Raw genomic sequence first — 26,126 nt, forward strand, 5'->3', positions numbered from 1 at the left:
TGGCTGTCAGTAGCTAATGCGATTAAACTACACTCCAGCTAATGTTTTAGGGAATAAAGCAGGAAACAGGGAGCGTTAACGCCTTTCCCTGACCCAGAAAACAGTAGCCCAAAAAGTTCTTTCATTCAACAACTTACTCGTAAACAAGAAGTTAGCCTCCGTGAATATAAACGTCGCAGACTTGTTAAATGGGAATTACATCCTGTTATTATTTGTGGTACTGGCGCTGGGTCTTTGCCTGGGTAAATTGCGCCTGGGGTCGGTTCAACTCGGTAATTCCATTGGCGTTTTAGTCGTCTCACTATTATTAGGCCAGCAGCACTTCAGCATTAACACGGACGCGCTCAACTTAGGCTTTATGCTGTTTATTTTTTGCGTTGGCGTGGAAGCGGGACCTAACTTTTTTTCAATTTTCTTCCGCGACGGCAAAAATTATCTGATGCTGGCGCTGGTGATGGTCGGCAGCGCGCTGCTGATCGCGTTGGGGCTGGGTAAACTGTTTGGCTGGGATATCGGGTTAACGGCCGGTATGCTGGCAGGCTCCATGACCTCCACGCCGGTACTCGTGGGTGCCGGTGATACCCTGCGCCATTCCGGCATGGCCGGCGCGCAGCTTTCTACCGCGCTCGACCACCTGAGCCTGGGCTATGCCCTGACCTATCTGATTGGTCTGGTGAGCCTGATCGTTGGGGCGCGCTACCTGCCAAAACTGCAGCACCAGGATCTGCAGACCAGCGCCCAGCAGATCGCCCGCGAGCGCGGTCTCGATACCGACTCCAAACGTAAAGTCTATCTCCCGGTGATCCGCGCCTATCGCGTCGGGCCAGAGCTGGTGGCCTGGGCGGACGGCAAAAACCTGCGCGAGCTGGGTATTTACCGCCAGACGGGCTGCTACATCGAACGTATCCGCCGTAACGGCATTCTGGCGAACCCGGACGGTGACGCGGTGCTGCAGATGGGCGACGACATCGCGCTGGTGGGATACCCGGACGCCCACGCCCGTCTCGACCCGAGCTTCCGTAACGGCAAAGAGGTGTTCGACCGCGACCTGCTCGACATGCGCATCGTCACCGAAGAGATCGTGGTGAAAAACCATAACGCCGTGGGCCGCCGCCTGGCGCAGCTGAAGCTGACCGACCACGGCTGCTTCCTCAACCGCGTGATCCGCAGCCAGATTGAGATGCCTATCGACGACAACGTGGTGCTCAACAAAGGCGACGTGCTGCAGGTCAGCGGCGACGCCCGCCGCGTGAAAACCGTGGCCGACCGCATCGGCTTTATCTCCATTCACAGCCAGGTCACCGACCTGCTGGCCTTCTGCGCCTTCTTTATCGTTGGCCTGATGATCGGGATGATCACCTTCCAGTTCAGCAACTTTAGCTTCGGCATCGGTAACGCCGCCGGGCTGCTGTTCGCCGGGATCATGCTGGGCTTCCTGCGAGCGAACCACCCGACCTTCGGCTACATTCCGCAGGGCGCGCTCAATATGGTGAAAGAGTTCGGCCTGATGGTCTTTATGGCGGGCGTGGGCTTGAGCGCGGGCAGCGGGATTGGCCACAGCCTCGGTGCCGTCGGCTGGCAGATGCTGGTTTCCGGACTTATCGTCAGCCTGGTGCCGGTGGTGATCTGCTTCCTGTTCGGCGCCTACGTGCTGCGCATGAACCGCGCCCTGCTCTTCGGGGCGATGATGGGGGCGCGTACCTGTGCCCCCGCGATGGAAATCATCAGCGATACCGCGCGCAGCAACATCCCGGCTCTCGGGTATGCGGGCACGTACGCTATCGCCAACGTGCTGCTAACGCTGGCGGGTACGCTAATCATCATCATCTGGCCGGGGCTCGGATAACTCCTAAGTTTGCGCGTAGTGGAAAATATTTTAGTTACGCGCAGAACTTTTTTTGCAGGGGGCAGTCATAACTAGTGCCACTGCTTTTCTTTGATGTCCCCAATTTGTGGAGCCCATCAACCCCGCCGTTTTGGTTCAAGGTTGATGGGTTTTTTGTTGCCTGAAACTTTACACCCATTAATTCAATTACTTATAACCACCCTTTCCCATGCATGGCGACAAAGTGGCAACAGCGCTTTTGCTATGGCGACAGCAATCAATAAAAAACCCGCCAGCGGCGGGTCAATATCAGTAAGCTAATTGTTCCTGCATTCCTTTCGGATGTGGCGGTGCGGCGCTGATTTTTTGCGACCGTCACACGGACCGCACAAAAGTTTCATGCGTCACGAACGTATGACCGCACTGAATATTGGTGCACTGGTTGTATCGTTCTTTGGTCTCACTGGAAACCTGAAAGCTACTGCGGGTATGCGCGGCCTGACCGCACATTGGACAATTCATCATTTCGTTTAGCCCTCATTATTAACCAGTTCGCAATAATGATGCATCATTGTTCTCATTTTGGAACCCATCATTCAATATCGAACTCGTCTATTTTCACTTCGAGATCTAGGCCGGTCGTAAACCCATTATCCGGACTGACGGTATGCGTCAGGGTGGTAATGGTCCACTCCGCATCATCAATGGGCTGCTTAAAGCCGCTCACCTTCACCCGGCACAGCCAGTTCTGCCGATCCACTTCCGTTACAGTTCAGGTGCGGATCAGGTTGGTGATAAGGCGCATGATTTCTGTGAGTTGTGCGTTCATTCAGACATAATGGTGAAATATTCAACCATTTGATAACGAGAGCTTTTGTATGGCGGCTGATACAATTACTCTTTATGATTATCTACACACAGCTTTGCGCGGATGAAAAAAAATGACACAACCCGAGAACGAAATTGTTGATCAGTTAGTGCAACTAAAGCGGCGTCTCTTAGAAGAGGTCGTCATAGCATATTCAACTAGAGGAACAGAATTTGGCCGTAACAGATTCGATGCATTGAAGCGAAAAACAAGAGAGATACTTGATAATTCATTGCCTGCTGAATCAGCACGTTTCGATCAGAAAATGATTAGCTATTCTTTCTCAGCAATCAGTCGGTGGGAAGATGCAGGGACTTGGTTTTTGAATAACGATGGTGGGAAATATGCAGCTTACATTGACTCTTTAATCATGGATCTTGAAGGCGGTGAATATGTACCGCCAGAGACTAAAGAAGACAATATTAGCGAAGAAACTCCATCATCAACCCCGCAAAACAATCGTGTTTTTATTGTCCATGGACATGGCGAGGCAGTTAAGGAAAGAACTGCTCGATTTGTCTCTAAACTAGGATTGGATCCAGTAATCCTTCATGAGCAAGCGAGTAAGGGCAAAACGATAATAGAGAAACTCGAGCATTATACTGATGTGGGTTTCGCATTAGTGCTTTACACCGAGGATGACTTGGGTAACAGCTCAACTGAAGCCGAGAAAGGCACCCTTAACCCTAGGGCTAGGCAGAACGTTGTTTTTGAACATGGTCTCCTTATCGGTCTACTTAGCCGGGAACGAGTTATGCCAATTGTCGATGGAAATGTAGAGTTACCTGGGGATATTAGCGGTGTTGTGTACATTAGCGATAGCGCATGGCAGCTAACAGTAGCCAAAGAATTAAAATCTGCTGGCTATGATATAGATTTGAACAAAGCATTCTAATCATCTTTAGCAAGATTTTTTACAATAAAATCAAGCAAGTTTGCTCGAATATCTCTATCGAAACCAAGTAACTCTCGGCGGCCATAAGCAACTACATGTCCGCCTCCTCTCATTCGCTCCCTTAAGCCGTAATGATGCACCCGCGCAATCCGCTGCACCCTCCCAGCAAACTGCACGCTGGCTGAATCCGCGCTGGCTGCCGTTTTCAGGTATTTCGCGGTGCGCAGTTTCGAGAACATCTGCCGCTTAATGCACCCCTTTTTAGTCCGGGCTGTGACCTTTCGTGGCTCGTATCCGCTGCCGTCAGGGTTGCGCTGCAGTCGGATGTTCTGTTGCTGGTTTCGGCGTAGCTCCTGCGCCATTTCCCGCATCATGCGCTGACGGGCAGCAGGTGCCAGATTCGCCAGCAGGGCCGCCAGCCACTCATCCACCTTATGCAGATTATCCACGTCTCACCGTCCACATTTGTTCTGGCTCATCAGGTTCCGACTCCGCCTCAATTGTCGAGATAGCGCTGTCAGTCCTGACCAGTACGCACTCGGTCAGCTGCAGGTTCAGACTGATATCACACACGTCATTGTGCAGAATATCCACCTCAAAGGTAAACAGCTTTTCGCGCAGGTCCGGGTTGTTGATGGCATCCGTCTGATTATCTTTCAGCCACAGCAGCACCGGGGCCATGAGCAGATTCTGGTCGCCGCTGAAATCCTCAATCACCACGTTCAGGGTGTAACGATATTCCCACGGCATGGACTGCGCACCGGTTGCAACCAGAGAACCGTTATCCACGAACAGATACAGCTTGTCCGGGTTTTCGCGCACATAAGGCACCGCCTTATTCAGGGCGCTGCGTAAGGACTGCGGCTTGTTCACTGTTGCGCTCCTGACACGCCACTATCGTGTCAACTTTGTCAGCACAGACCGCCTAGGCGGCCTCGGTTTCATCGAGCATCGCGTTCAGGTCGCCGTTAGTGCGCGGCGCAGAAGGGTTGAGGCTGCAGGGCGTCACTCTGGGACAGCCATTCACGGTAAGCTGCACCTCCGTTGAGGGCCGGACGTTCTCGCAGCTGGATAATGTCAGCAGGCAAAGGAGTGTCAGCCCAGCGACGTAAATGTTCGTTCTCACGTTTCAGTTCCTCGATCCGGTGCTGGCGGTTGCGCAGCAGCGCGGAGTCCTGCTACGCTACCGCATAAAGCCGCATCTGCGCCCGGCCGTTGGTTTCAGTCAGAATGGACAGGCCGATCAGCTGGCTGTTTTTCTCAGTCAGTGACTGCGTTTTGGTCTCCAGTGCCTCGCCCTGGGTTTCGATGGTGTGCCAGGCGTTGTTCAGTCGCCATGACTGCCAGCCCAACACTGTGATGACCAGCGCCAACGCTATCGCCAGTATGTGCGTCATACCCCAGCCCCTTTAAGGCACCAGGGCATTTCCCGCGCGCGGCGGTTATCCAGTCCCTGATTAAACACGCCTTTGACGTACACCCATCGCGGCAGCTAGCGGCAGGCATCCACCCAGCACTTTTGATTCAGCAGTTTTACCAGCGAGGAGCTGCAGGCATTGCCGGTGCCGACGTTGAAGGCAAACGACACCACCGCGTCATAGACCTTTTGCGGCACGGATGACAACACGCACTTCTCCAGCGCCCTTTCGACAATCAGCACATTGCTGATCAGCCCCTGCGCCGCCTGCCGTTCGGTGATGGTTTTACCTACTGGTTTGTGCAGCACGGCATAACCACACAGCCGTACGAGTTCACAAATGGCAGCATTTTTCACCTGATGGAGCTGGATTTAAACCAGGAGATTTACGGTCTGCCGGAGTACCTGTCCGCCATCCCGTCCGCCCTACTGAACGAGCCCGCAACCCTGTTCCGTCGCAAGTATTACATGAACGGCAGCCATGCGGGGTTCATCATGTAAATGACCGACGCCGCAGAGCATCAGGAGGATGTGAACAACATCCGCCAGGCGATGAAAAGCGCCAAAGGGCCAGGCAACTTCCGCAATCTGTTTATGTACTCGCCGAACGGCAAAAAGGACGGGATACAAATCATTCCGCTGTCAGAGGTTGCGGCTAAAGATGAATTTCTTAATATCAAAAATGTAAGCCGTGATGACATGATGGCAGTTCATCGAGTGCCACCGCAAATGATGGGGATCATGCCAAGCAATGTTGGTGGGTTTGGAGATGTAGAGAAGGCGGCAAAAGTATTTTTCAACAATGAAATAAAATGCCTTCAATGCAGATTTGTTGAGATCAATGAATGGGTTGGCTCAGATATTATTAAGTTCAATAAAGCCCCTCTATTTTGAGAGGGGCTTATCTCATGGCAAAGATATAGATTCTTCAAATTTCGGACCAATATTGGCTAATGTAATTATTTGATTGGAATCAACCCAAAACATTAGCCTCAATGCTTGATGCCTAGAAGTGATATGGGTGCGAAAGGCTCTTAAATCACCATGGGTCCGTTGTTCAGTAGACTTAGAAGAAACCCTAAACGGGTTTACTTCATTTTTAGGATGGCGACATAAAACTTGCACTATAGTTTCATAAACTACTGAAGAAAACTCTTGTTCAAATGCACCCTGGTGTCTTAGCAGCGAATCCAAAAAATCCGATCCTATTTTGAAATCATCCCATTCGAATTTTTCACTTGCAAAATTATTATTCAAGAAATTTACGCAACCAAAAAAGAGAGCGCATTTAAGAGAGGATATATCACTAGCCACTTTGTATAGAGAGTAACCATCGATATTATTAATAAAATCATTAAGATTACCGTGAGCAGTTATTTCATTACTTAATTCAATAGGCATTACCATACTACCAGCAGGGTATATATCGCTAATTGTACCGCTCAATGCAAATTTTTGGGACTGAAGAATTGGCTTGTTTCTTTGAGAATAAAAGAAAGAAAATTCTTCGCTTAAAATAAATTTTCTGGAAAGAATATTCCTCAAGAAAATCTCAACATTATTTTTTCTTTCATCTGATATTGTTTCTATAGGTGGCACAACCGTAAAAGAGTTCCATTCGATATCATGAGAAGTAACTTCAGGACTGTACTCTTCGAAATTGCTAATTATATTATTTATTATTTTCGATACATCTTGTGCGCTATGAACGCAATCTTCGCCACCAGGAAATGCCCTACTCAATATTTTGGCGCAAGGGTAATAACCAGCTTCTTGCATATTGCTGAGTATGGAGTCCTCGCATTTGACGTCGATGTCAGAGCTACTAACTAATTCTTTTAATAATCTCATACCATTGACATGTTCATCTACCTGCCCACCAGTGCATATTAATGGTGATATTAAATATTCAAATTTAATAACCGCTGTCATTGGTAAACCTCTTAGCTTTTTCTTTATTTTTCTTTATGCTTGCCTCCATCAAAATCTTTTCAACTTCCTTATCTGTTTGATCAAAGAAATCGTCAGGCCATTCAGGAATTGCACCATACTTGTTAATATTTACATTTTGGAATTCTGATATTCCATTGACTTTATTTATAAAATATAGTGCTGATTTTTCGAGGCAATTATTCTCTGAATCTTGTGCTACTCTAAGCCTCAATCTATTGATCATATACTCACTGTGAGTTTCAATAATACACTGACGACCAGTATTTGCCATTATAAGAAAAAGGTCACATAGTTTAGATTGAACTTTAGGATGTAAATGCAATTCCGGCTGTTCAAAAATTAACACATCTGAAGGATCTGAATTCAAGAACATCAATACTATAGGAAGTACTTGACTGACACCAACACCTACGTGAGTGAGATCTTGCCATTTTTCGCCGCTAGAAGTTTTAACGTATAACTCATAGCCTAATTTACCTTTATCAGTAGTTCTTACTTCCTCAACAACACCTAAAAATGACAACCACTCTTTGCAAGCGTTGTTTAGAGTATCATACTTCTCTCTAACGTTTATTTTACCATTAATTATGGAAGGGGAACTGTAATATATAAAATTTGCGCGATTTCGATGAAGAAGAGAGGCGGTAAATTCACCTTTTAAACCTACAGTGTTTGCATCATAAGGGCTCGATGAATATACAGCCTGCGGTTCATGTCGTAGTGGTCCAAGGTACTTTAGGCTTCGCGAGAAACAGTACGCCATAGCATTTTCTACATCTTGTAAAAGGTGCGAGCTATATACGTCTCTTGTCATTTTAATATCAATATTATTATACCATATTGCTTGTAGACTATCCCTGTGTTTTTCTAACAATACGATTAAATTTTTCTTTTTCTTCTCATCCAAAAAATTTAACCAAGACTTCCATTCTATTATACTAACTGTTTCATTAACAAAAATTACCGGAACGTCACTTGATTGTAAAGAATAGTTTATTTCAATGAAATTACCTTTAATTTCGTTCAATAACTCCTTAGCACTCTGTGATAATTCATTTTTGTCATAGCTATATGGGAAATAATCATCTTTAGCAATTTGATTATGTTTCACGATGTCAAGAAGATCGTTTGGCAAGTCAAACTCATCCAATAATTTATTACGCTCTTCCTTTATCAACTCCAAAACTCTTGCGGAGAATTCTTTAGGAATAAGAATATCCTCACCAAAATTCTCATCATCTAAAAAATACCCACCTCTATGTGTGCTATTCTTCCTAGTTAAAAAATTAATTATTTCATAGCTTTCTTTTTTCGTTTTATCATATTCAATATTTATTAAAGAAGGAATTAAATCACCAGATTTAGCAATACTTAAAACCTTTAGGCTTGGAAACCTTTTCTTCAAATCATTATATTCTGAGGTGTTGAATGACACTACGTCATATATTACTTCTTTAGAATAATAATAATCACTAGGACATTGGAAGTGTATATAATCCTGTTGTTTGTTATTTTCATCTCTACTAATAAAATATTTCGAAGATATTATTATAGGATGATAATCTTCGTCAATTTTTGCTACAGAGCGATCTCTTCTACCAATAACAAACTCACAGCTAATTGAATTTATTGTATTATCACGAAGATAATACGCCTCATCCACGTCAAAAGTAAAACCAATAGTAATAGCTTCCTCTGTAGAGTTGTGCTTTTTGATATCTGTAAATGATCCCAGTCTTGCTAAAGATCCATTTAAAATTATACTATCATCTTGATATCTACTCGAAAAAGTTTGAGCTAACATTAGAAGTGTTTGTATTAGTGAACTTTTACCACTACTATTGGCACCACACAAAAATGAACATTCTTTAAGTTCGATATATGATGTCATATTTAGTGTTTTAAAATTATTTATATATATATTTCTTATCATCCGTTTTTATTTCCTTTCGCAGGATTAATTAACTTTCATATTAATGCAAAAACTTTCCTACTATTAAGTACAGCTGCCAGTATCATCAATATTAAGATGCTTTTATTAACATTACATAAGAAAGTTAGAAATGACAAATCTTAATGGCTATCCGCGCGCTCGTATCCCCGCCACGCCGCCCGCTTTGTGTAATGGTTTTCATGCAGGTGCATGACAGGCCGGAAAGCGCGCCAGTTCTGGCGGCCCCGACCCGTTGCGATCCTTTTTGGATCATGCGAATCCATGCACCATAGACATGCACCGCGTTCTCAAACCGCAGGATGCCATATGTGAGGGAGTTTCCCATGGTGCGGAATCACTAATGCGTACTCTCATCCTGCCCTACTCCATATTCATTCAGCCTGGTAACCAGATCGCTTGTTAGCTCCGACAGCCATGAAATCGCAACCTCCTTGTCGTCATCGCTACAATCTGAGCTGGCAACCAGCCGGGCCATAAGTTCTATCCGCTGCAGTGCAAGTGACTCCATGAACAAATCGTTCACAACTCCCTCTCAATATCACTGTTTATATATAAAGTACACAATACGATTTTAAAGCTGAAATAGTTTTTTTCTCAGCTAACTCTTTGATTAATAGATATGTCATTTCTCTGAGCTGTCAGTACCATTGACGCCATTTGTCATCCTCCTGTAGGCGCTTGTTCCGGTAGAACAGGCGCAGCCCGGCTCCAGATGGCAGGCTGCCGCCACGCAGAAGCAGATCCACTTCCGTTTCACTGGCGTCAAAGCCTCTGGACCTCAGCTCCGCATCGAGCTGCAGGCGCTGGTGATCCGTAATTTCCTGTTTGTAGCCTTTTCTGCGTTTCGGTTTGACCAGCCGCAGCCTTGCCGTCAGCTCGCACAGTTCCTTTTTACTCATGTTTTCGTAGTCCGGCAGCGCTGCAGGTTCTTCGCTGCCCGGTAGTTCGCTCCCTGTCTGGTACGTTTTTTCAACAGGGGGACAGTTATTGCCACGAGTCCGAGTCCAAGGGGCGCGAGCGCCCTGGTCGGCTGTCGCCTCCTGAACGTCAACGGCCTTACGAACCATTTTCCACTTCATCGCGTGGGTGCAGATCCGGCCCTCAACAATCGGGGACCAGATGCCATAAATGCGAATACCGTGATCGCCGTAGGCGCTTGGCTCGTCGTTAAGCTCGTATGCCGTTCTGACAAGATGATGTTTACGGGGAATCAGCACGCCGCCCTGCTTCATAATGTAGGTGGCAAAGCACCCAGCATCTGCAGCCGCCAGCACGACATCCAGTCGCGCATTTTCCAGCACCGGTGCACATGCTTTTTTGTCGCTCTGCGCTCTCGCGGCCTGCCCGGCCAGCAGGCGCAGCTCACGGTAAGCCTGGCGGCCCGGAATACCAAAGAAGCGGAACTGCTGGACGCGATGAAGTGATGCCCAGGCGGTGACGTGCTCGGCGCTGTCTCGCAGCGATTTGCCGGTTTTTTTGCTGATCTCTTTCACCAGGCCACGCCCGTCGATGTTCTTGCTGATGTATTTGGCGATGTAGCTGGTTGGTGTGCCTTTGCGCGGGTTGATCAACTCAGACTTAAAGCGCGGCCCGGTATTGTTCCCCAACTCCTCGCGGTCTTCACGGATGGCGAATTTACGCAGCAGCGCGGTTATGGAGCGGCGGTCTTTTTTTCGCATGAAGCACAGCAGATGCCAGTGCACGGTGCCGTCGTGATGCGGCTCGGCAACGCGCACGCCGTACCAGCGCAGCCCGGTTTTGTGCATGGCTTTGCGGAATGCGGCGAAGGTATCAACCAGGTAGTCACTGCTCTGCCGGACCGTTTCGCTGGTCCACTTCGGATTCGGTCTGCCATTGTTGAGAGTTGCGTGAAAGCGTGACGGGCAAGTGATGGTATAGAACACGGCGCAGTCGCCACGCATTTCTGCGATCAGCTCCAGCCCTTTAACACAGGCCATCATTTCGTTGCGACGGTGTGCCGGATTGTTATTACTGGCATTTACCACGTCTTCCATATCCAGCGTATCGCCGTCAGCGTTAATCAGCTCATGCGATTTGAAAAACTCCAGTGACCTGCGGCGCTGTTCGCGCTTATGGATCACAGCTTCATAGCTGACATACGGGGAGGCTTTCTTGTTGACCAGGCAAACGGCGCGCAGCTGTTCCTCCCGCCACTCGCAGCGCATCTGCCACAGCTTGCGATACCACCAATCTGCACACAGCATACGAGCCAGTGAACCCGGAATAAGGTCATAAGGCACAGGCTTGCGACGGCGTTTCTTGCGGCGCAGCTGTTCGAAAGCAGGCGGGATCACATCAAGCCGCATAGCCTCAGCCGCCACCTTTTCCCATGACTGGCGGATTTGTTCCGGTGTGACGTCATCAGTCACAAACAGATCGCTGCAGGCCGCATCGAGACACATACTCATATGTGCCGAAACCAGCGTAGACAGTCGCTTGACCTGTTCCTGATTCATTTCAGGGAGAACCAGTAGCCCCTCCAGCCCTTCGTGGCTCGCCATAAACCGGAACGAGGCAGACACCTGACTTTCACGCACGCGATGCAGCCGCTCAAGACACGGCCTGATGGTCTCGCGCAGATAGCGGGAATATGCCTTTGCCCTTCCCAACCCCTGCAAGAACTTAATCCTTTCGAGAAGTGGTTTGCTGATGTGGGCAGGTTCGGCGCTGACGTTGGCCAGAATGACCAAATCGGGATTAAAGCGCTGCTGATCTCTTGCCATTTTGGCGCGGCTAATAAGCCGGTTCTGCTCCAGTTCACACTGAACAGGGTCACGGGACTCATTGAAGAAATAGCGTTCCCAGACCTCATCACTCATGACCTCGCGGCACAGTTGCTCCTGCTCGTTGTCCGCAGCGTAAAGAGTGATCAGGTTTGAAAGCGCAGACACCGGCGCAACTTCCGCCGGGTCCAGATAGGGGTTGACTGCTTTTTTCGGGGCGTTCCATGGAAAAGCCCCGGCGGCCTCAGCCGGGCCGCTTTTGTCGTTTGTTAATTCAGGCATCACTGACAGACTCCGAAGCTCACAGCGCGCCTCGGGTGTAGTGCTTGCCTTTCAGTTCTGCGATTTCCTGGCATGTGACGCAGCACTGAACGCCAGGAATAGCTTGTCTGCGAGCTGTTGGGATTGGCGCGTCACAGTCGATGCAAAGAACGCGAGCAACGCCCGGCTTTCTGGCGCGAGCGTTCTGAATATGGCGCTGCAGGTTTTCTTCGACGCGCTGCTGTACGAGATCCATGGAATCAGCCATCAGTGCCAATCTCCGCGTGATTCAGCTTCATAACGGGCAACTTCACGGCGCAGTAGTTCTGCCGCCTCCACTCCGTTCATCCCCTCTTTCAGGATGTGGATCGCCAGTGCCTCCATGCGGATGGAAACGGCAAAGGCGCAGCTTTTACGCTCATCCAGACGGGTCTCGTTAAACATCTGGAACAAACCGGCATCATCCGGTCCGGTTTTAGTAGTGCGGGTTTCACTATTTCGCAAAATTACTTCTCCTGAATTTGGGCAAAAGAATGCCCGGCGGGTTTACGCCATTAATTTCTGTTTTGGGTTAATTCGGCATGGTTAGCCGTTTGGGAAATAAGCTCACTACTGCACGAAAATGATTCATTGCTTTAATTAGCTCCCGCGTTTCGTCAGTGGTCAGCTCATTAATATTGACGTTGTGACGTTCTGCCGGAATTTTTGCCATAAAGAATATGGCGGCCAGTGCCCTCTCGTTTTGTTTGTGGTTAATGTCGCGGGGATCGCGCATCTCATGAATAAACCGCTCCAGCTCCCGCTCAATATTCAGACCAAACACTTTTGCTCTCAGCTCCGCGATGTGGTTCAGCCCATTCAGGCGCTGACCGGGACTAAGCGGTACTGTCGCCGTGTTACCTTCTATAGCCATTGTTCAACCTCACTAGCAACCTGAACTTAAATGGTTAAACATCCACATAACCCACTGAGCCAAAAAATGTTTAAAGTGATGCCGGGGGTTTTTATGCACGCCCGGCACGTGCCTTAGTGGTAGACTATTTGCGCCAACAATCATCTACCCATCGAAGGAGAAACCTGATGTCAGATTCTGACAACTTCCACGTATTGCCTCGCCCTGCTCCTGCACCTCAACCAGCGCCGGGACAGGATAAAAAATAGGATTCCGGCATGACTAAACAAAGCTCCGAATACTTCCAACTTCATTACAGTTATTACCTTGAAGTAATGACGGCAACGCTTCACGGTAGAGCTGACAAATTGATGACAGCCATTCAGCTTATTAGCGGTACAGCTGTGTTTGCGGACACCGGTCTGGAATGGTTGTTCGCTTTGCCTGTTGTCGTTATCGCGACTATTCAACTTGTGTGGCAACCAGCCATTATTTCCGAGCGTGCTAGCGTGCAAAGCCGCCAGTACGGGGAATTGCTTTACGCTGGGGATGAACTGACCCCGGAACTGATTGCACAAAAATTGAAAACGCTGCATCACTCTGATTCCGCACCTTTCGGCTCTTTGTTAAATCCAGCCTATAAAAGAACTGCTATTGCATGTGGTCGACCTGATGACACTAAGCTCAGCTTCCAGGAAAAGCTTTTCGCCTGGTTTGCAGGTTGCGTGCCACGTTAATACTTAGACGTTGTAGCAATCTCTTTTTACCTATTCCCCGGACAGCCTGCTGCCGGGGAGACAATTCAATACACGGATGCCACTTTTTTCCGCCAGGTAAGTGAATCCAGCCGTGACCGTAATGCATTGCCGGGCTTTGCCTAACCAGCAGTGATGCGAATGAAGGTTCGTTATTCAGCATAAACACCTCAGCTCAGCCCAAAAGAAGAGCCAAGACCCGTCACGGTATCGACGACACTTGCCATTGCAGGGTTGGCCTGTAAACGCGCCTGCAGCGAAATAGCGGTTAAAGCCATCAAGCGAGTCACTGAGTTGACGCTTTCAACAACCTGACGGCGGGTAGTCGCATTCAGCTGAACACCAGAAACCGCACTCGCAGCGACACGTCCCATTTCGGCGGTGGCTTTCAGGACGTACTGAGGCATTTTCTCCCGTGCGACTTCATTGGTTGGCACACATGGCAGGCAATGGATCTGCGCCAGAAACCCATCAACTAGCGTTGAGTCTTCGGTGAGATCGGTCAGCAGCCATATGTCTGGAGCTGTGAGCTGGTGCGGTTGCTCTGGGTTGAGCTTATTGCGTAGTGTCTGAACGTTCATGCCAGCATGTTCTGCCAGCTTCGCCATGTTGTGGCGTAGAGCAAAGGTCCGGCAGGCTTCATTGAAATGGGGATGTTTTGATATTCGATAGTCAAACATAGTCAGTTGCTCCGTGAAGTCTCAAAATGGAACTAATTGATAATCACGTTGCAATCAGACAGGGCATCGACTGTCATCGCAGCAATGTTAATCATCACTTTTTCACGCTTTTTGTCCTTGCGTAGTCGATGGCGAAGTAGTCGACCGTCTGCAAGCATGTCGTTGATGGTGTCGATAGATAACCCAGTGAGTTCACTATATCTTTCAATAGTGACGTGGGGTGTGATGAGAGTGATTGAAATGTTAGGTCTCATGATGCAACATTCCTCGTTTAGCAATGATTAATCAGGATGAACACTGATCGTTTGCATTTTGTGAACACCATAAACATACGATCACATCATGAAATCGTCAAGATAAAAGTTCACTTGGAGTGACCATGAATCTAGAAAAAGGCGGCCGTGGTGCCATAGAGCGTATGGTTGAGGCTTATGGTTTCAAGACAAGACAAGCTTTATGTGATCATTTAGGAATTTCAAAGAGCACACTTGCAACACGCTACATGCGCGATTCATTCCCTGCAGAATGGGTAATTCAATGTGCACTAGAAACCAATAGTTCACTTAGCTGGCTGACTACTGGGCAAGGAGCAAAAGAAAGTTCACATAAAGAGAACACCGTTAAGCTTGTTAAAAAGCATCTATCTAACGGCAAACTTGTTGATGATGGTTCGTACGTTTTTGACATCGCTTTTCTTCCGAAAAACTTAAGAGATCCGGTAGTTGTTATTGATGGCGAATCAAACTTTATTTGTGAAAGAGATTATGGGGACATCCGCGATGGTCACTGGGTTGTAGGAATTGATGGTGACATTCTGCTTAGGACTTTAACTCGCCTCCCTGGTAGCCGTCTGCACGTCGAAGGTGGTAATAGATCTTTTGAATGTGCAATAGCAGATATAGAGGTTATTGCAAAAGTGGTTGTAAGCTGTATTAAATAAAAGAAAACTATATGACTGATATTCTCTCTAAAAGCGCATTAGTATTTACAATAATTCTTTGCATCGGATTCATATTTTTCTATAGAAAATCAAATCCGTCGGTCTCGAGATATTTCGAATTCACAGATAAAAGCTTATCTAAGCAGCATCTTTTCAAACTCTCTATCTGGGTACCATTCATAATAGCTGCATTGCTGTGTGTACCAATATGGTTTGACAAAAATATAACTTTTAACCTCACCTCTCAAGGGTACGGAAATTTCCTTGATATTTTCAAACTACCAATTGGAGTTTGGTCACTATCCATACCTTTAGTTGCTATTGTTGCTCATATACACAGAACAATTCAAACCGCATCTCAAATAGAAACAACCAAGGCTAAAAATTTAGCTGATAGTTTTTTCTCTCATCACAAATTTTTTACAGAAGCGCTTATTAAGTTACCAGAACAGGTCATAACCATAAATAGCCAACCGTTCACTAAAAAACTAGATGCTCCCTATAGTCTTTATACTGCATGTTTCCCCTACTCATCGTATAATAATGGATTCTCTCAGAATGGTTTCTATGAGAAACTTGCAGAGGTTAAAGAAATAATAGATAAATTATCTAATGCTATTAGTGAAACTGGTAAAAAAGGAGCTAGTGAGCGTGATTTATTTTTCCTTTTACACGAAATTCTTAGTGGGCTTGTGAATTTAAGCAATTTAATGCATTTATCTATTTATAGATCTGAAACAAACTACCTCTATATGTTTAAAGGTGAAAAAAGAACATTTAAGTTAGTATTTCCTTATAGTAATGAAAAAGAATTAAAAGAAGATTTAAAAACCACATTTGATTTCATTATTAGAATTTTCGAATTATCCAATATTACCATAGACCTTCCAACGGCTATTTATTTTTATGCGCACTCACACTCTGATAAAAACTACAAATTCGCAACTATTTTCCAAAAAATAATAAAATATGATTGCCCAGTAGGATTTTCAATAAACCTTAACGAACACAAAGATAGTAAAATTTCAGTATTATATATGACCTATCTAGCAAAATTAGAGAATATGTAAATGTTTGAACTTCAATAACAAAACATTGACCACTGTTTAAAAACACAGTTAAATTTAGCCCTCAGACATGAGGGCTTTTTTATGGCAGTACGAAAACTCGAAACAGGAAAATGGATTTGTGAATGCTACCCCGCTGGACGCACCGGTCGGCGTGTGCGTAAGCAGTTCGCCACCAAAGGCGAAGCATTGGCTTTTGAACGCCACACGATGGAAGAGACAGAGGCTAAGCCTTGGCTGGGAGAATCGGTAGATCGCCGGACTCTGAAAGACATCGTTGAACTCTGGTTCAAACTGCACGGCAAATCCCTGACCGCTGGCGAGCATGTTTACGACAAGTTAGTTCTAATGGTCGATGTACTCGGAAACCCTCTAGCTACTGATCTCAGCTCGAAATTGTTCGCACATTACCGTGACAAGCGGCTGACTGGTGAAATCTACTTTAGTGAGAAGTGGAAGAAAGGTGCTAGCCCGGTAACTATCAATCTGGAGCAAAGCTATTTGAGCAGCGTATTTAGCGAGCTGGCTCGGCTTGGAGAATGGACAGCACCAAACCCACTGGAAAGCATGCGCAAGTTCACTATTGCCGAAAAAGAAATGTCCTGGCTAACGCATGAGCAGATCACAGAGCTGCTATACGACTGCCAACGCCAAAGCACGCTGCTCGCTTTGATCGTTAAGATATGCCTGAGTACCGGTGCACGCTGGCGCGAAGCTGTAAATCTCACCCGTTCCCAGGTCACAAAGTACCGAATCACATTCGTCAGGACCAAAGGCAAAAAGAACTGCACTATCCCGATCAGCAAAGAGCTGTACGAGGAAATCATTGCCCTGGACGGGTTCAAGTTCTTTAATGACTGCCACTTCCAGTTTTTGTCGGTGATGGACAAAACCTCAATAGTGCTTCCTCGTGGCCAGTTAACCCACGTTCTACGCCATACTTTCGCAGCACACTTCATGATGTCGGGCGGTAACATTTTGGCACTGCAACGTATACTCGGTCACCACGACATTAAAATGACGATGCGCTATGCGCACTTGGCACCGGATCACCTTGATACAGCCCTGCGTTTCAATCCATTAGCAACAATGCCCGCAGATCCTACTGGATCAAGTAATATGCGCCTTAATGGTTAGGGAGGAATAATATGAGATTAATGGGTTTTCGTATTTTACTTGGCTACACGGTACAAACACCAAGGTCATTTCCAATCAAAACTGAGGCAACATTCCCCTTTGTTGAGGGTAGTGTTGCATCACTCATTAGAACTCAAAGCGAAAAATGGATGTCAGCGATATATTGAACATCACTCGGCCTCAGCATAACGGGAGTCCATAATTAGATATTATGGACTTGGTCGAAGCAGATAAGTATATTTATACTAAAACTTAATATCATAAATTATCTTGAGTCAACTGAAACAAGCCACTGAATTCCTGTCAACTCACGAAAAATAGCCATAGCTATATATTCATATAGAAACTTAAATCTATCTAGTTCTCGCTCTTGATATGGCATAAGAAGTGCACGAAAAGATTCGCCAATATAAGGATCTTCTTCAACTGTTCGACGTAACTCAGATGTGAAGTCCAAGACGGCTGTCGTATTCACGACATCCCTCTTATACTCAAGCTGCACCAAATTAACAAGGAGATCAAAATGGGGTAACTCCTCTGGCTCACTACAAGCAAAAGAATTATTTCCTGATTTAATATATGTATTCCTATGATGCCCTTTTAATTTATTTACTTTGCAGAAATTAGTGGACTCAATTATAGTGCCATTAATTTTTGCTTGCACAAGATCATTGATATCGTAAATTGCAGGTGAAGCATATAAAATAAGCGCTTTTGTTCCAAATCTCTTGTCCAGTTTTTCAAGCAAAATTTGCTGTTCTTTATATATCGGATATCGATAATATTCTTGATTCCAATAGAACCATTCCTTTCCATTGGCGGTAGTGATGAGCTCTGGGCGTTTGTATTGAAAAAGAAGATTAGTTTTAATAGAAGGGATATTCTTGATCTCATCTTCAATAAGATCATTCATTATTTTCGCAACCTCCATTAAATCAATACCAGAAAATCTTAGCCATGATTTTTTCCGAAAACCAAGTATTCTCCAAATCCAAATATCTTTAGACATCGCCGCAGAGTCAGCACCAATACCGCCTTCTTGAACCTGACCAAATGGGAAGTAAATTGAACTTCTTTTATCTAACTCAGAGTTAAAATAACTCTCATATGTCTTTTCTTCGTACTTTGCTAACATGCTCAATTCCTTTGAAAAATTTATACAAATAAAGTTAAACTTCGCTATCTCACACAACACTCAGTTCCATTTTACCTAGTGTATATCCCGGATCAACTCTCAACCTTTGTACAAACATGATGTTAGTTATATCCGCTTCTGGTACTTAATAGTTGTTCTATCATGTACACATACGCGCCCAGATTATTGGGGATACCAAAAATCCATTGACACTAAGCAGCTGTACAGGGCAGACGTTTCTTGTCGGCTTGAAGCGAGAAGCTATAATAGCAGAGCAGATGAAAGAGATTGGCCTCCGCATTTGAAATGAAGCCCGAATGAAGTAAGATGGCGACAAAGTGGCGACAGCGGTTGGCAATACCCCGTAATTGTCACTTCTCACCACCAAACTAACTTATTGATTATCCTGCAAGTCTTTGTTTTTATTAACCCATTGACATAAATGGGTTTTTTGTTGCCTGAAATCCACTCACTCACAGAATCAATCGCTTACAGCCACGCTTTCTGACGTTGGGCGTCAGCTCCGGAAAAAAACCTATCCCATTACTTTCTCCTTCCAGGTTCCATAAAACTATCGCTCCCTGACAGCAAAAGAATAAAATCAGGAAAAACGTCAGCAAGGAAAGCCGCATGTTCGATTTTTATCCCGAGAAAACCTACAGCAGAACAGAAGTAATGAGCAAACCATCGCCAGTTCCGCCAGTAAATGGCGTCTACTTCTGGTGGTTTAAGGAGATCCCTCCAGGTGTGCCGACAGAGGGCTGCATTACCTTAGACGGTTACACGCTGCTGTACGTTGGTATTTCACCCGACCAGAGAGGGAAACCTAACAGCCGTTCGAACTTAAGGAAACGAATCAAAACGCATTACAGCGGCAATGCGGCTGGATCAACACTCAGGCGCACGCTGGGTGTGTTATTGAGTGGTTTAAGTGGCTTTCCCCTGCGCCGTGTGGGTTCTGGATCCAGAATGACATTTACTCACCCTGGCGAGCAGTGGCTTGACGCCTGGATGGAAAAGAATGCCAAAGTTCACTGGCATCCTGTCGAAGCGCCCTGGGAACTTGAGGATATGCTGATTGCATCACTTTCCTTACCACTAAACATTCAGGGAAATTCTCATAGCTTTAAAATGACGCTTTCCGGAATGCGTAGTCAGGCTGCTGCGGAGGCAAGATTGATGGAGATTGCTGATGAAAGAGGTTTCAGAAGAAGAGTAGTGGCGCAGTAACAAAAGCTACGCCGGTGCGCCTGGCTCAATAAGCTCAATTTTCCTGCATTTTGTCCAGCGACTGCTTGTCCGCCAAGGCCGGATTTGCCAGCGGCGCTCTCAGTACTAACGCGTTAGTGAATATGGGTATGATCATCTACCCGCTCCCGCTGGAACTCATCGGACCGCCGCTTTGGGTGACAGTGCCGTTAATAATCATCTCGCTGTTGATGCAAGTGGTATCGGCCTCTACGACAAATCCAGCGGTTTTGAATGTGACATTGTATGTCACCTCGAACACCATAGATTTGATGCCCTAACGTGCCAGCGCACGATGGTGGGTTCGTACTCAAACAAGCTGCGGGTAATACGTCACGTTACCGCCTGCGGAATACGCAGACGGCGCAAACTGGCTGAAGGAAATAACAGGCAGTGTGAATGCAGTTTCGAAATCGCCCCATCTTAATAACCACAAGCTGCTCATCCGGCTACGGACGCCACCAGGTATGAGCCCCCACGCAGTGTAAAGCAGTTAATCTAGTTAGTTTCATTTGAAATTCGCCTACCTTTATCTGGCACAACCAGTTGCCTCGCTCCACTTCGGTCACGGTGCCGGAGCGCATTAGGTTGGGAGTGAAGCGCATGAATTCTGTGAGTTATGCGTTCAGAACAGGCAACGTGTCACAATCTAACGTTTCCGAAAATCACGAGCAATTGTATCAAGCCCCAAACAATCCTCTTTAGGAACAAGCGAATGAGTAGTAAAGTATTTCAGTTCTGACAAAGAAGTTCTCAGATTAAGCAAAATAATAGGGGTTTCACAATGCATATAAAAAAGGTTGCGCTAAAAAAATTCAAAAAATACAAAGACTCCTCAATAAAATTAAATAATGAGCTGAGTCTTGTAGTGGGAGGCAATAACTCTGGAAAGTCGTCTTTACTTCAAGCGATGGCAACATGGCAGTTTTGCAAAACTTTATTGGAAATTGAAAAAGGAAGATTAAGCTGGACAAGGGGAGCGACAAATCAAGGTCTGGGATTAGGTATAGTTGATTTCACCCCAATGTTCATCCCATCCCTAAGCCATTTATGGACGAATTTAAAATCTCAAAAGCAAACAGAATCAGATGGGTATACTCTTAAAATAAAATTATACTGGGATGATAAATCGGGTAATGAAAAACATTTAGAAATGGGATTATCATTAGCCAACGACAGACTTTTCATCAAAAACACAGCCAGTAACCTATCCATAATTGAAATTCAGAATGCTGATGGTTCTCCAAACAATGAAAACATCCCTCAAATTGCTTACCTGCCACCTTTCGCTGGAATTACAGACCGCGAAGTCAGAATGAGTCCAGCAATGCGAAATAGATTAATAGGGCAAGGTTTGTCCGGCGGAGTAATAAGAAACTCTCTATACGACATCCATCTATCGAATCATCTCAAACGCCAAAAACTCAAAGGAACAGGAGACAGAATTTCAACAAAGAACTTAAACGAATTACGCTCCCGAGATGCGTGGGAAATTTTACAAAAAACACTATTTGATATTTTTTCACTTAAAATTGAAGTCACACCATTCAATGAGCAATATCATAGTTATTTAAAAATAGAATGCGTTTCAGGCGTTGCCAATGGATATCAATTCACTAAACATAAGAATTTTAATGCTAGAGACATAATGGTTGAAGGAAGTGGCTTTCTTCAATGGTTGAGTGTTTACACCCTAGCGTTATCGGAAGAATTCAATGTGATTTTACTTGATGAACCGGATGCTCACCTACATACGCAACTGCAGAAAAACCTTACAGAACGCTTAGAAGAAATAACCATCAGGAATGGTAAGCAAGTATTATTGGCAACACATTCAACAGAGCTTATTAGAGCATATGAACCGTATAAGATACTCGCTCTTTCAAATGCAAAAGGTAAATACCTAGGCTCTGATGATGATAAAATTGGGTTGTTGAGTGGCATAGGCACAATGTTTAGCCCTAAAGTGCATAAATTAACAGAACAAAAAAGATTATTGATAGTTGAAGGTGTTAGCGATGAGAGATTTTTGAAGAAAATTTTCACAAAATTAAATCTAGAATGGCCTAAAAATCTTGTAACTTGGTTTTGGACCGGAAAATCCTCTGAGAGATTTCAGCTTCACAAACAACTCAAAGCCGAGATTCCCGATTTAAAAACCATTAGCATAAGAGACCGAGATGATGACAGCGATGGTTCCGTTGATATCAATCTAAAAGATAAAGGTACTACTTATAACGACCCTAACTTCCAAGCAATGAAGTGGAGGCGAAGACACATCGAAAATTATTTCTTGGATGTTACAGCCATATCCTTAGCTGCAAATAAAAGTGAACAAAGCGTGCATAGTTTCTTTGGTCTTAGACATGCTTTGTTCATGCCGCCATCAATAGTTTCTTCGAATATAGCTCATGCCCTTAGAGATGCACGAGGTAAAGAAATTTTCATTGATGGAAAAAATAGCCTTAAACATGAATTCTCAATTACAAGAGACGATGTCCTTGAGCATATGAGCACGGATAGAATATGCGATGATATAAAAATCTTTTGCCAAAGCTTAATAAGCTTTTCTAATCCATAAGGTTTTTTCTTAACAAATGGAGGACGGTATTACGGACAATGATCACAACGGCACTATTAATGCCTAAAAATCTCCGCTCCGCATACAGTGCCTCCAGCCCACCGCGGCTTACATGATCATGCAAGCCGTATGATGCACCCGTGCAATCGACAGCACCTTCCCCTCAAACTACACACCGTTAGAATTTGCTCTGGATCTAAAAACGCGCCAAAAGGTCGGGCAACTTCCACAACCTGTGTATGTATTTTCTCAATGGTAAAAAGGATGGCATTCAAAGCATCCCGCAGTCAGAGGTCGCGACAAAAATGAGTTTCTGAACCTCAAAAATGTCAACCGGGGCAGCATGATTCAAGCGCACAGCTTTCCGCCGAAAATGATGGTGATCATGTCGAGTAATGTTGGGGGGATATAGAAAAGATAGAGAATGTATTTGTTAGACATGAATTAACCCCATACCCAAAAAATTGGAAGAAGTTAATGGCTGGTTAAATGAATTGATCTTAGCTTACCAGCCATACAAGTCAGATAATTTAAGGTCTTATGATGGGGAGTATTTTACCCTCATTCTATTGTGGCAATGCCATCTGCATTACTAAGCCTCACAGGTGAAATCCGATCAAATTCCCATTTGGGTAGCCTATCACTTTCTTCCAATTTATGCATATTCTGCTTAAATTTATCGGCATCTTCAATTGCTATTAGACCTTTAATTTTTGAGAAGTAAGCTTTTGATTTAGATTTGGCAAAAATCTCAAAAGGAAAATAACCTCTTACATAAAGTAATGTTGTGGGCCACCACATGTAGTAGTAGTCTGCAGATTGAATTACTGAACGGAGATAACAAACAAAGTCAGCTTGATTTATATCAGTGAACGTAATTGGAACCGAATGACATCTTTCTTTTAAAAGATCCGCGTGAAGCGAGAGCCGTCTTAATTTCTTATGTTCATTCCTCCATTGTAGGATTTCCACATACGCCCTGATATCAATAAATGAAGAAAGTGGATCATTACCTCTTTCGATTTTTCTAGATATATAAAAACCACTAAACAAATTAAGGCATTCATTAAAACGCTCATTTTTCAGTAATGCAGCAATTGAATATAAATACAACTCATGAATCAGAAATTTATAATTATCAAAATCATAATTATGGTAAGCACCAACATTCTCTTGGGGATAATAATAACTAAGTGCAGCCTCAAAGAACTTGTGAAGACTCTTAGAGTAATCCATGCCTGAATTATATCTTGCAGCCAAGTAAGTTAAATTAATAAATTCATTTCTCGCTGGGATAAAAGACTCTATGTTTTTAAGAAATGCTTCATCAGGTTCATCATGTTCTGCCGTACGAAATCTTATACGTTCAAGGTTATTAGCTAAGACAGTTAAGTATTCATCATAACATCCTGCTGCGGTAATCTTACCGTTGCGTATAGCATCCATAGCCCTGGTATAATATGCTGTCGTTCCGAGGGAAACTTCAGACGGTTCGTCAAGAAACGCAGGTTTCTTTCCCAGTTCCGGCTTAACAAAAACAGGTCTATCGAATATCCATCTTAGAATTCTTTCAACTCCTTCAGACATGGAACTTGAATCGGTCATATCTATGAATAAACGGCCTTTATAAAAGTTCGGCACATAGAAGCGTCCTTCGTCATCTTTTTCTGTGACGACAACGACAAATTTCGTTTGCTCTGCAGAAGAATAAATTTCTGGGGAAATTATTTGAGTTTCAGTACCAACCCCACCTTTTCGATTATTAGCTTTCTCTGCATATCCTTTATCACTGATGATCAATACTTTACTAATAGTTTTGTCATTGACCATGCTTTCCATAAAAGCATAAGAGTCTTGCCCATCACGAAGACACCATTTATCTATTATTACATCCACACCAGAGCTAACTAAATCCTCAGCTAGCTTAATTACAAAATCTTCATGCTCAGGAGTTGTCCAACTATATGATACAAAAATTTTGGGGGGGATAGCTTCCATATTCACTCCTAATTAAGAAAGCGAAAAAATAAAAGTAATTTCGATATTAGCCTACAAAAAAATGACGGCAAGCTAATGCTTTGTTATACATCTAGAATGTCGCTACGTCCATAACCAAGCCTAACATCAATATCAGCTTCCAAATTTCTTATGCTCGCTCATATCCCTGCCACGCCTACCCGCTTTGTGTAGTGCTTTTCATGCAAGCGCATGACAGACCGGAAAGCGCGCCAGCTCTGGGGCCTACGATCCATTGCGATCCTTTATGGATCATGCTAATCCATGCACCATAGACCTGTACAGCTTTCTCAAACTGCTGTTTAGTTAAACATTCCAGCCAGATCTAATCCTCAACGAACCAGCCAACAAATCATCCACCTCTGATTTTTGCCGCTCCATACGAAAGCACATAACCAACGATTAATGCCCCCATACAGCCAGCCAACTTCATCCATGTACTTTCAAACCAGAAGAAAGACCCCATCGCAAAAATCACAGCCAGAAAGGTGATGGTTCCCTCGTATGCGTGGGACATTAACGATTTTACAAATTTCATTCTGTATTCCTTTGCAATCAATAGGATGCCCTTCAATGAACACGAGGTAAGGCTCTAGCTGTTGTTCAACGAGGAAGTAGACCATATCCAAGTTCTCTTTTGACACCATGGCGTACGTAGTCGGATATTTGGTTTGCATCCTTCTTGATGCTCTGGCTGACTCTTCAATAATCCCCTGGAACATCACGACGTTTAACGCAGCTGAAGCACTGAACCGTATAAAATGTTTGTACGCCTGATCAATCGCCAAACGATTTAACATCAGACTCGCGGTTGTCTGAGCCAGTACGATTTGTCCAGCGGTTCGCCCACCAACACTTCCGGCTCCATAACCCAGTTTATTGTTAACAGCCTCTTGAATCGCCACGCGTTTAACAGACACCTCAGAGTCATTTAAGATGACTTAAAGAGAGGTGCCCATGAGCGGTAAGCGTTATCCTGAAGAGTTTAAAACTGAAGCAGTCAAACAGGTTGTTGATCGCGGTTATTCTGTTGCCAGCGTTGCAACACGTCTCGATATCACCACCCACAGCCTTTATGCCTGGATAAAGAAGTACGGTCCGGATTCTTCCACTAATAAAGAACAGTCAGATGCTCAGGCCGAGATCCGCCGTCTCCAGAAAGAGCTGAAACGGGTTACCGACGAACGGGACATATTAAAAAAAGCCGCGGCGTACTTCGCAAAGCTGTCCGACTGAGGTACGCCTTTATCCGTGACAACTCCTGTTGCTGGCCTGTTCGCCTGCTCTGTCGGGTGCTGGATGTTCATCCCAGTGGTTTTTACGCCTGGCTTCAGCAGCCGCATTCACAACGCCATCAGGCAGACCTGAGACTGACAGGACAGATTAAACAGTTCTGGCTGGAATCGGGATGCGTCTATGGTTATCGCAAAATCCATCTGGATCTGCGTGACAGCGGGCAACAGTGCGGAGTAAACAGAGTCTGGAGACTGATGAAACGTGTCGGAATAAAGGCTCAGGTCGGATACCGAAGCCCGCGGGCACGTAAAGGCGAGGCCAGTATCGTGTCACCCAACAGGCTCCAGCGACAGTTCAATCCGGATGCTCCTGATGAGCGTTGGGTAACGGACATAACCTACAGTGTGCCCGGAGTTCAGGGCGGGCATGGATGCTTAAATGAACCGCGAGTCTGTCTGGAATATTGAACCGGTAACTCACGATGAGAAACCCAACAATCCCACCGGGTGTGACGGTGGAGAA

At 45.2% G+C, this 26,126-nt stretch carries 22 protein-coding genes and 8 pseudogenes; 10 read left to right on the forward strand and 20 right to left on the reverse strand.

Translation table 11 applies throughout. From position 1 onward, the window contains the following. Window positions 1–160 precede the first annotated feature (160 nt). Window positions 161–1,846 carry an aspartate:alanine antiporter gene (locus tag ACMWKK_RS11060; protein ID WP_014169303.1) on the forward strand — a complete coding sequence of 562 codons (1,686 nt, stop codon included), beginning with the start codon at window positions 161–163 and terminating at the stop codon, window positions 1,844–1,846. 357 nt (window positions 1,847–2,203) lie between these two features. Here ACMWKK_RS11060 and ACMWKK_RS11065 read toward each other — a convergent pair. Both ACMWKK_RS11065 and ACMWKK_RS11070 read right to left on the reverse strand, forming a co-directional pair. Then, window positions 2,204–2,350: pseudogene (locus tag ACMWKK_RS11065) on the reverse strand (ogr/Delta-like zinc finger family protein); the annotation flags it as partial. A gap of 67 nt (window positions 2,351–2,417) precedes the next feature. Then, window positions 2,418–2,558 (reverse strand): annotated as a pseudogene (locus tag ACMWKK_RS11070) (phage late control D family protein); the annotation flags it as partial. Between the two features lie 208 nt (window positions 2,559–2,766). Between ACMWKK_RS11070 and ACMWKK_RS11075 the strand changes: the two are divergent. After that, entirely contained in the window at window positions 2,767–3,588 is an 822-nt protein-coding gene (locus ACMWKK_RS11075; protein WP_112781264.1) for a TIR domain-containing protein, read from the forward strand. Here ACMWKK_RS11075 and ACMWKK_RS11080 read toward each other — a convergent pair. From ACMWKK_RS11080 to ACMWKK_RS11100, 5 genes and pseudogenes are all read right to left on the reverse strand, one after another. Next, window positions 3,585–4,037, reverse strand: a complete 453-nt coding sequence (locus ACMWKK_RS11080; RefSeq protein ID WP_112781265.1) for a phage virion morphogenesis protein — start codon at window positions 4,035–4,037, stop codon at window positions 3,585–3,587. The two genes, ACMWKK_RS11075 and ACMWKK_RS11080, sit on opposite strands and share 4 nt — an antisense overlap. Further along, a complete protein-coding gene (locus tag ACMWKK_RS11085; protein WP_112781266.1) occupies window positions 4,030–4,461 on the reverse strand; it encodes a phage tail protein in 432 nt (143 codons plus the stop codon). The genes ACMWKK_RS11080 and ACMWKK_RS11085 overlap by 8 nt, the downstream gene beginning before the upstream one ends. After that, window positions 4,424–4,672 (reverse strand): annotated as a pseudogene (gene lysC / locus ACMWKK_RS11090) (Rz1-like lysis system protein LysC). The gene ACMWKK_RS11085 and the pseudogene lysC overlap by 38 nt, the downstream one beginning before the upstream one ends. Next, window positions 4,557–4,985 (reverse strand): annotated as a pseudogene (gene lysB, locus ACMWKK_RS11095) (Rz-like lysis system protein LysB). The pseudogenes lysC and lysB overlap by 116 nt, the downstream one beginning before the upstream one ends. After that, window positions 4,982–5,296, reverse strand: a pseudogene (locus ACMWKK_RS11100) (glycoside hydrolase family protein); the annotation flags it as partial. The pseudogenes ACMWKK_RS11100 and lysB, both read right to left, overlap by 4 nt. On the opposite strand from ACMWKK_RS11100, the pseudogene ACMWKK_RS11105 reads away from it, so the two are divergent. Beyond that, window positions 5,294–5,899 (forward strand): annotated as a pseudogene (locus ACMWKK_RS11105) (phage portal protein); the annotation flags it as partial. The pseudogenes ACMWKK_RS11100 and ACMWKK_RS11105 overlap by 3 nt on opposite strands. Before the next feature lie 12 nt (window positions 5,900–5,911). Here ACMWKK_RS11105 and ACMWKK_RS11110 read toward each other — a convergent pair. The 6 genes from ACMWKK_RS11110 to ACMWKK_RS11135 form a co-directional block, all read right to left on the reverse strand. Next, window positions 5,912–6,937: a hypothetical protein gene (locus tag ACMWKK_RS11110; RefSeq protein WP_284948512.1), complete on the reverse strand. Its 1,026-nt coding sequence runs from the start codon at window positions 6,935–6,937 to the stop codon at window positions 5,912–5,914. Next, a complete protein-coding gene (locus ACMWKK_RS11115; protein WP_284948511.1) occupies window positions 6,921–8,891 on the reverse strand; it encodes a DUF3696 domain-containing protein in 1,971 nt (656 codons plus the stop codon). The genes ACMWKK_RS11110 and ACMWKK_RS11115 overlap by 17 nt, the downstream gene beginning before the upstream one ends. Window positions 8,892–9,550: 659 nt before the next feature. Then, complete coding sequence (locus ACMWKK_RS11120; RefSeq protein WP_112781816.1) at window positions 9,551–11,938, reverse strand: replication endonuclease; 2,388 nt, start codon at window positions 11,936–11,938, stop codon at window positions 9,551–9,553. Window positions 11,939–11,957: 19 nt separating this feature from the next. Continuing rightward, complete coding sequence (locus ACMWKK_RS11125; RefSeq protein WP_112781815.1) at window positions 11,958–12,185, reverse strand: TraR/DksA family transcriptional regulator; 228 nt, start codon at window positions 12,183–12,185, stop codon at window positions 11,958–11,960. Further along, window positions 12,185–12,421: a DUF2732 family protein gene (locus tag ACMWKK_RS11130; protein WP_090279282.1), complete on the reverse strand. Its 237-nt coding sequence runs from the start codon at window positions 12,419–12,421 to the stop codon at window positions 12,185–12,187. The genes ACMWKK_RS11125 and ACMWKK_RS11130 overlap by 1 nt, the downstream gene beginning before the upstream one ends. 67 nt (window positions 12,422–12,488) lie before the next feature. Next, the gene (locus ACMWKK_RS11135; protein ID WP_112781814.1) at window positions 12,489–12,830 is read right to left on the reverse strand and encodes a DUF5347 domain-containing protein; all 342 of its coding nucleotides are present in this window, start codon (window positions 12,828–12,830) and stop codon (window positions 12,489–12,491) included. Window positions 12,831–13,087: 257 nt separating this feature from the next. Between ACMWKK_RS11135 and ACMWKK_RS11140 the strand changes: the two genes are divergently transcribed. Continuing rightward, window positions 13,088–13,546, forward strand: a complete 459-nt coding sequence (locus ACMWKK_RS11140) for a hypothetical protein (RefSeq protein WP_112781813.1) — start codon at window positions 13,088–13,090, stop codon at window positions 13,544–13,546. Here the strand turns inward: ACMWKK_RS11140 and ACMWKK_RS11145 are convergent. Genes ACMWKK_RS11145 through ACMWKK_RS11155 form a run of 3 tightly spaced genes read right to left on the reverse strand, consistent with a single transcriptional unit; the run spans window position 13,494 to window position 14,498 of the window. Further along, entirely contained in the window at window positions 13,494–13,727 is a 234-nt protein-coding gene (locus ACMWKK_RS11145) for a phage filamentation protein Fil family protein (protein WP_112781812.1), read from the reverse strand. The genes ACMWKK_RS11140 and ACMWKK_RS11145 overlap by 53 nt on opposite strands. A 7-nt stretch (window positions 13,728–13,734) precedes the next feature. Next, a complete protein-coding gene (locus tag ACMWKK_RS11150; RefSeq protein WP_112781811.1) occupies window positions 13,735–14,244 on the reverse strand; it encodes a phage regulatory CII family protein in 510 nt (169 codons plus the stop codon). Window positions 14,245–14,276: 32 nt separating this feature from the next. After that, on the reverse strand, window positions 14,277–14,498 hold the full coding sequence (locus tag ACMWKK_RS11155; protein ID WP_112781810.1) for a regulator: 222 nt from the start codon (window positions 14,496–14,498) through the stop codon (window positions 14,277–14,279). Between the two features lie 125 nt (window positions 14,499–14,623). Between ACMWKK_RS11155 and ACMWKK_RS11160 the strand changes: the two genes are divergently transcribed. From ACMWKK_RS11160 to ACMWKK_RS11170, 3 genes are all read left to right on the forward strand, one after another. Next, window positions 14,624–15,184, forward strand: a complete 561-nt coding sequence (locus ACMWKK_RS11160) for a phage repressor protein CI (RefSeq protein ID WP_112781809.1) — start codon at window positions 14,624–14,626, stop codon at window positions 15,182–15,184. Between the two features lie 11 nt (window positions 15,185–15,195). Beyond that, window positions 15,196–16,254: a hypothetical protein gene (locus tag ACMWKK_RS11165; RefSeq protein WP_174259774.1), complete on the forward strand. Its 1,059-nt coding sequence runs from the start codon at window positions 15,196–15,198 to the stop codon at window positions 16,252–16,254. 81 nt (window positions 16,255–16,335) lie between these two features. After that, entirely contained in the window at window positions 16,336–17,388 is a 1,053-nt protein-coding gene (locus tag ACMWKK_RS11170; protein WP_406542795.1) for a tyrosine-type recombinase/integrase, read from the forward strand. A 265-nt stretch (window positions 17,389–17,653) separates the two neighbouring features. Here the strand turns inward: ACMWKK_RS11170 and ACMWKK_RS11175 are convergent, their stop codons facing one another. Then, the gene (locus ACMWKK_RS11175; RefSeq protein WP_112781557.1) at window positions 17,654–18,523 is read right to left on the reverse strand and encodes a hypothetical protein; all 870 of its coding nucleotides are present in this window, start codon (window positions 18,521–18,523) and stop codon (window positions 17,654–17,656) included. Window positions 18,524–19,153: 630 nt separating this feature from the next. Between ACMWKK_RS11175 and ACMWKK_RS11180 the strand changes: the two genes are divergently transcribed. Further along, window positions 19,154–19,753, forward strand: coding sequence for a GIY-YIG nuclease family protein (locus ACMWKK_RS11180; RefSeq protein ID WP_112781556.1), 600 nt, complete (start codon window positions 19,154–19,156; stop codon window positions 19,751–19,753). Window positions 19,754–19,866: 113 nt separating this feature from the next. On the opposite strand, the pseudogene ACMWKK_RS11185 reads toward ACMWKK_RS11180, so the two are convergent. Then, window positions 19,867–20,376 (reverse strand): annotated as a pseudogene (locus tag ACMWKK_RS11185) (phage baseplate assembly protein V). A gap of 179 nt (window positions 20,377–20,555) precedes the next feature. On the opposite strand from ACMWKK_RS11185, the gene ACMWKK_RS11190 reads away from it, so the two are divergent. After that, entirely contained in the window at window positions 20,556–22,352 is a 1,797-nt protein-coding gene (locus ACMWKK_RS11190) for an AAA family ATPase (protein ID WP_112781555.1), read from the forward strand. 561 nt (window positions 22,353–22,913) lie between these two features. Here the strand turns inward: ACMWKK_RS11190 and ACMWKK_RS11195 are convergent. Next, entirely contained in the window at window positions 22,914–24,350 is a 1,437-nt protein-coding gene (locus ACMWKK_RS11195; protein WP_112781554.1) for an SEFIR domain-containing protein, read from the reverse strand. A gap of 461 nt (window positions 24,351–24,811) precedes the next feature. Continuing rightward, the gene (locus tag ACMWKK_RS11200; RefSeq protein WP_406542796.1) at window positions 24,812–25,288 is read right to left on the reverse strand and encodes a hypothetical protein; all 477 of its coding nucleotides are present in this window, start codon (window positions 25,286–25,288) and stop codon (window positions 24,812–24,814) included. 37 nt (window positions 25,289–25,325) lie between these two features. Between ACMWKK_RS11200 and ACMWKK_RS11205 the strand changes: the two are divergent. Continuing rightward, a pseudogene (locus ACMWKK_RS11205) lies at window positions 25,326–26,005 on the forward strand (IS3 family transposase); the annotation flags it as partial. Window positions 26,006–26,126: the final 121 nt, after the last annotated feature.

The sequence above is a fragment of the Enterobacter sp. 01-M-03-SI-ECC genome, from assembly GCF_047530215.1.
GTDB lineage: Bacteria > Pseudomonadota > Gammaproteobacteria > Enterobacterales > Enterobacteriaceae > Enterobacter > Enterobacter chengduensis.

What these genes read in the sequence shown, in the direction of transcription:
- ACMWKK_RS11165 (WP_174259774.1), top strand. Translation starts at nt 15,196, where the DNA reads ATGACTGATATTCTCTCTAAAAGCGCATTAGTATTTACAATAATTCTT.
- ACMWKK_RS11125 (WP_112781815.1), bottom strand. Translation starts at nt 12,185, where the DNA reads ATGGCTGATTCCATGGATCTCGTACAGCAGCGCGTCGAAGAAAACCTG.
- ACMWKK_RS11145 (WP_112781812.1), bottom strand. Translation starts at nt 13,727, where the DNA reads ATGCTGAATAACGAACCTTCATTCGCATCACTGCTGGTTAGGCAAAGC.
- ACMWKK_RS11110 (WP_284948512.1), bottom strand. Translation starts at nt 6,937, where the DNA reads ATGACAGCGGTTATTAAATTTGAATATTTAATATCACCATTAATATGC.
- ACMWKK_RS11120 (WP_112781816.1), bottom strand. Translation starts at nt 11,938, where the DNA reads ATGCCTGAATTAACAAACGACAAAAGCGGCCCGGCTGAGGCCGCCGGG.
- ACMWKK_RS11170 (WP_406542795.1), top strand. Translation starts at nt 16,336, where the DNA reads ATGGCAGTACGAAAACTCGAAACAGGAAAATGGATTTGTGAATGCTAC.
- ACMWKK_RS11135 (WP_112781814.1), bottom strand. Translation starts at nt 12,830, where the DNA reads ATGGCTATAGAAGGTAACACGGCGACAGTACCGCTTAGTCCCGGTCAG.
- ACMWKK_RS11150 (WP_112781811.1), bottom strand. Translation starts at nt 14,244, where the DNA reads ATGTTTGACTATCGAATATCAAAACATCCCCATTTCAATGAAGCCTGC.
- ACMWKK_RS11155 (WP_112781810.1), bottom strand. Translation starts at nt 14,498, where the DNA reads ATGAGACCTAACATTTCAATCACTCTCATCACACCCCACGTCACTATT.
- ACMWKK_RS11115 (WP_284948511.1), bottom strand. Translation starts at nt 8,891, where the DNA reads ATGATAAGAAATATATATATAAATAATTTTAAAACACTAAATATGACA.
- ACMWKK_RS11195 (WP_112781554.1), bottom strand. Translation starts at nt 24,350, where the DNA reads ATGGAAGCTATCCCCCCCAAAATTTTTGTATCATATAGTTGGACAACT.
- ACMWKK_RS11160 (WP_112781809.1), top strand. Translation starts at nt 14,624, where the DNA reads ATGAATCTAGAAAAAGGCGGCCGTGGTGCCATAGAGCGTATGGTTGAG.
- ACMWKK_RS11075 (WP_112781264.1), top strand. Translation starts at nt 2,767, where the DNA reads ATGACACAACCCGAGAACGAAATTGTTGATCAGTTAGTGCAACTAAAG.
- ACMWKK_RS11175 (WP_112781557.1), bottom strand. Translation starts at nt 18,523, where the DNA reads ATGTTAGCAAAGTACGAAGAAAAGACATATGAGAGTTATTTTAACTCT.
- ACMWKK_RS11140 (WP_112781813.1), top strand. Translation starts at nt 13,088, where the DNA reads ATGACTAAACAAAGCTCCGAATACTTCCAACTTCATTACAGTTATTAC.
- ACMWKK_RS11190 (WP_112781555.1), top strand. Translation starts at nt 20,556, where the DNA reads ATGCATATAAAAAAGGTTGCGCTAAAAAAATTCAAAAAATACAAAGAC.
- ACMWKK_RS11180 (WP_112781556.1), top strand. Translation starts at nt 19,154, where the DNA reads ATGTTCGATTTTTATCCCGAGAAAACCTACAGCAGAACAGAAGTAATG.